Source organism: Bacillota bacterium (genome assembly GCA_024655925.1).
Classification (GTDB): domain Bacteria; phylum Bacillota; class DTU025; order DTU025; family JANLFS01; genus JANLFS01.
In genome coordinates this window covers 43,356-46,980 of the sequence record JANLFS010000008.1, presented here as the reverse complement: position 1 = coordinate 46,980, position 3,625 = coordinate 43,356, and the positions used below count along the sequence as shown (strand labels likewise).

Genomic DNA, 3,625 nt, shown 5'->3' with positions numbered 1-3,625 from the left:
ACTCCCACCCTGAGCTTTACCAACCTCGTCACTCCCGTTTGAGTCTCTCATGTGGGAGTAGGATTCCCCAAGTCCTGCAAGAGCTTGCGAAAGTGGGCGCCTATTTGCGCGACACCCGCCCGCCATGGCGACAACATGGCCGCTTGAGGCGAGCTCTCTGACACAGGATCTCACCGTGGTCCCCCCCCCGGGCCACTGCTCCAAGCCCAGGTTCGAGCGTCCAGCCTCGTTTAAGATGCCGATCCTCTCGAGACGCTCTCCCCCCTTGATGAGCACACCGCTCCTTCAAGGCGGCCTCCTAGAGCGTAGAGGAACGTGACGATTGCGGCCTCCCGGTACTCGCCGATCATCACCGCTCCGACTGCGGCCAAGGTCACGAGGAGAGATATGCTGAACTGCTTCATCCCCGGCCGCACCCAGGCCTCTGGGGCCACAGGCATCACGGCTATCGAAGTCGCCGCGTTTGTGCGGGGCAGAACGTGTGCGTTCCTATAGGTCATGCGTACCCTGAATACAGACGAGGAGTGAGCTACGGTGGATGTATCTGAAAGCGGCAAGAGACAATCGGGTCCACGCCTCTCAGACGGGCTCGTGGAGACCGGCGTGCTCCGGTTCGTTCCGTATAGACCCCCAGTCATCCCCGAGAGAAAGAGCGAGACTCAAGCGGGGAACAGATTAGAGCCGAAGACCGAAACGGGACCGACAAGCCAACTCGAGTGCATGCGGACAAAGACGGAAGAGGCGACGCCGCGCCGCGTTGAAGAGCCTGGGAAACCGCCCGCGGGTCAGGAGCGGCTCAAGGCCGCAGAACAGCCCGCGAGCTCGGAGCGGCCCACGGCCGCCGCGCGACCCTGGGGAGAGAAGCGACCCGGAAGCTCGGAGCAGCCCGCGGCGGCGGAGCAACACGTGGCTGCGGAGCAACCTGGTCCACGCTGGAGGAAACGGAACCGGCAGGCGCCTCCGTTCATCTCGTTCGTGTTGAATAAGGGGAGGCGCGAAGAATAGCAGGGGTACCGCTCCATCATTCGCCTGCTAAGTTCCGAAGAGATTCAAGGTCCGAAATGACCGCTTCCCTTGAGCCTTCCCGGTGGTGAAAGACCCTCCCGCCCCACCTCGGTGGGGCGGGAGGGTGCGGCCTGTCATTCCCACGGTGCCTCCGGAGTCACCCGGGCTTGCGCTCTCCTCGTTACTGTCTTTCCTTCCGCCTGGGCCTCTCTGGTGGCTGCTGACGCCGGGGCGATCCCGGGTCTTGCGGGATGGCCGGGATCTCCCGTTCTGCGGTCTCCCTGACTTCACGCTCGCTCTCTCTCATGTCGCCCAATCTGCTGCTCACCGGGGCTGAGGGGTGGTTTCTTCTCGCTCGCTTGCTCATCTGAACACCTCGCTTAGCCGAGCTTGGAACCTGAACCTAGTATCTCCCTTTTCGATCGGCACATTATGTCCGCTGAGGAGACACGGGCTCGCAGGCTTCGCTGCGCCCGAATAATCTGTACCGACCATTGCGACGGAGGGAAGGTGAGCACTGTGGGCAGAGCGAGGCCAAAGACAACCCCCGAAAAAGACCAGGCGGGGCAAGCCATCCACACCCGCTGCACATCCGGCTCACACCCGCCCAGTACCCCGCAGCGGCGTATTGTAGAATCACCGGCGCAGGTGCACTGGCTCATCTCATGGTTCCGCTCCATTCTACTCTGGCCTCGGACCCGGGATGCCGTGGAAATCGAGATTGCGGGGCAGTGGGTGAGGGTGGAGAGGATCATGCCGGGTTCAGCATCACATGAAATGACTGTAGTCCTGCCGAGGGTTGAGATACGTAAGACAGTAACCTTCGAACCGGAGAGAAGGGAGACTCAGGAGGTCGTCATAAACAGTGTGACGGTAGTGTCATCGCCGGTGAGACCTGAGGCGAGAAACAGCGGATGACAGGAAGCTGGCGCGTGGTGAGCCCGCCCACGCGCCAGAAGACGCCCGCCTTTTGACCGTCGCGCCCGCCCACATGCACGCCGTCTGGAGTCAGGCCGGGAGCCGTGACGCTCTGCGCGGGCTAAAGCCCGGCAGCTTCTTGGGCAACCCCTGCCGCCGCAGAGGTTAACGCCCAATGGCTGCGTCCCAGCCGAAGAATGTTCCTGGCGGCATTCACATCTCTGTCGAGAACTAGCCCACAGGATGGGCATGAAACGGTTCTGACCGAGAGGCCAATATGTTCAGGAAAAGGCATGCCACAAGCGGAGCGTGTCTGGCTTGTATAAGCCGGGTTTACCTCAACCGCCACACGGCCAGCTTCTGCCGGTTTGTTATGTGGCTGGCTCCTGAAGTACCCCTAGCCCGAATCCACAATGCTCTTTGACAGGTGCTGGTTTCTTGCCATGTTGCGGATTTCGAAAGCCTCGATTGCAGTGTGGTCGTAGGTCTGTACCAAGCCGCAGACCAATTTGTCCACGAAGTCTTTGCGCTGCCGGGCAACATGTAGATGTTGCCTGGCTAGTAGCTGAACAGCCTTACGTCGGTTAGCGCCGCCCTTCTTGCGCCGGGCCACTCGACGTTGCTGGATACGGAATTGACGCTGCGCTCTTCGATAGTATTTGGGACTCGGCACGACCTTGCCGTCGGAGGTAGCCACAGCATGGATGACACCGACATCAATACGGACATCGCGTCCGGTAGGTGGAAGCGTAACCGGTTGTATCTCGCAGGTGAACATGGCGTACCAGCCATCGGCCTTACGGACGATTCGAACCGTCTTGGGCGTGCACGGCAATGGGCGATGCCAGCGAACCGCAACCCGACCTACTCCGTGAATTCGGAGTGGCCGTCCATCAAGCTTGAAACCGTTGCCATACTCCTTGAGACCGAAAGATGAAAAGCGGTTCCGTCCCTTGAACCTGGGATACCCCGGCTTCTCGCCGGCTTTGACGCGTCGGGAAAATGCTTGGAAGGCCTGATCAACGTCCGCGACCACAACCTGGAGTATATGGCTATGTATGTCCCTGGCATAAGGGTCTTCCCGCTTCAGGTTCTTGACGCGACGAAGCTGTTCAACCTTGCCGACACTTCGTCTTTCCTGTTCCCAGGCATCTCAGCGTTCCGCCAGCAGGCTATTATAGAACCTGCGGCAGGTCTCGAGGATGGCTTCCATTCTTCGTTGCTGGGTCTTGGATGGATACACCCGATAAGCATAGACTCGGTTCACTTACATTCCCTTCTGTGCTGCAATGTAGCGCTCGATGGCTTCCTGAGAGACACTGCCCACGCTGGCGGCAGAGTAGCTCCGGGTCCAAAGTGACGGTAGCTTGAGTAGGGATGGGTGGTTCGCGCGGAGCTCATGAGATGTAACGCCTTTGACTGCTTTGACTACATCTTCGACGGAGGTGGTAGGCCAAACTCGAACGAACAGGTGCACATGCTCTGGCATAACTGCCGGGGCGACGACATCCTAACCATTATCGGCGCACTTCTGGCGAATAAGAGCCTCACACTCTTGAGCTGTTGACCCTACGATTACGGGCTTCCGCTGCTTTGGACAGAAGACAACATGGTAGAGGATAAGGTGTACACGGTGCTCATCTCGCACATAGTCCATGGTGGTCTTGTCCTTCCGTAGATACATTAGCATAATTCGGCAGTA

4 protein-coding genes and 2 pseudogenes are annotated in these 3,625 nt (G+C 59.4%); 1 reads left to right on the top strand and 5 read right to left on the bottom strand.

Features of this window, described 5'->3' with window-relative positions:
* Positions 1–230: 230 nt before the first annotated feature.
* The gene (locus NUW23_02225; GenBank protein MCR4424993.1) at positions 231–500 is read right to left on the bottom strand and encodes a hypothetical protein; all 270 of its coding nucleotides are present in this window, start codon (positions 498–500) and stop codon (positions 231–233) included.
* A 1,213-nt stretch (positions 501–1,713) separates the two neighbouring features.
* Here NUW23_02225 and NUW23_02220 point away from each other — a divergent pair.
* A complete protein-coding gene (locus tag NUW23_02220) occupies positions 1,714–1,923 on the top strand; it encodes a hypothetical protein (protein MCR4424992.1) in 210 nt (69 codons plus the stop codon).
* A 121-nt stretch (positions 1,924–2,044) separates the two neighbouring features.
* On the opposite strand, the pseudogene NUW23_02215 reads toward NUW23_02220, so the two are convergent.
* The 4 genes and pseudogenes from NUW23_02215 to tnpA all read right to left on the bottom strand — a co-directional run bounded on the left by NUW23_02215 (position 2,045) and on the right by tnpA (position 3,580).
* Positions 2,045–2,287, bottom strand: a pseudogene (locus tag NUW23_02215) (transposase).
* Positions 2,288–2,320: 33 nt separating this feature from the next.
* On the bottom strand, positions 2,321–3,013 hold the full coding sequence (locus NUW23_02210; GenBank protein ID MCR4424991.1) for a transposase: 693 nt from the start codon (positions 3,011–3,013) through the stop codon (positions 2,321–2,323).
* Positions 3,014–3,076: 63 nt separating this feature from the next.
* Positions 3,077–3,136: a hypothetical protein gene (locus NUW23_02205; GenBank protein ID MCR4424990.1), complete on the bottom strand. Its 60-nt coding sequence runs from the start codon at positions 3,134–3,136 to the stop codon at positions 3,077–3,079.
* 54 nt (positions 3,137–3,190) lie between these two features.
* Positions 3,191–3,580 (bottom strand): annotated as a pseudogene (gene tnpA, locus NUW23_02200) (IS200/IS605 family transposase).
* Between the last annotated feature and the right edge of the window lie 45 nt (positions 3,581–3,625).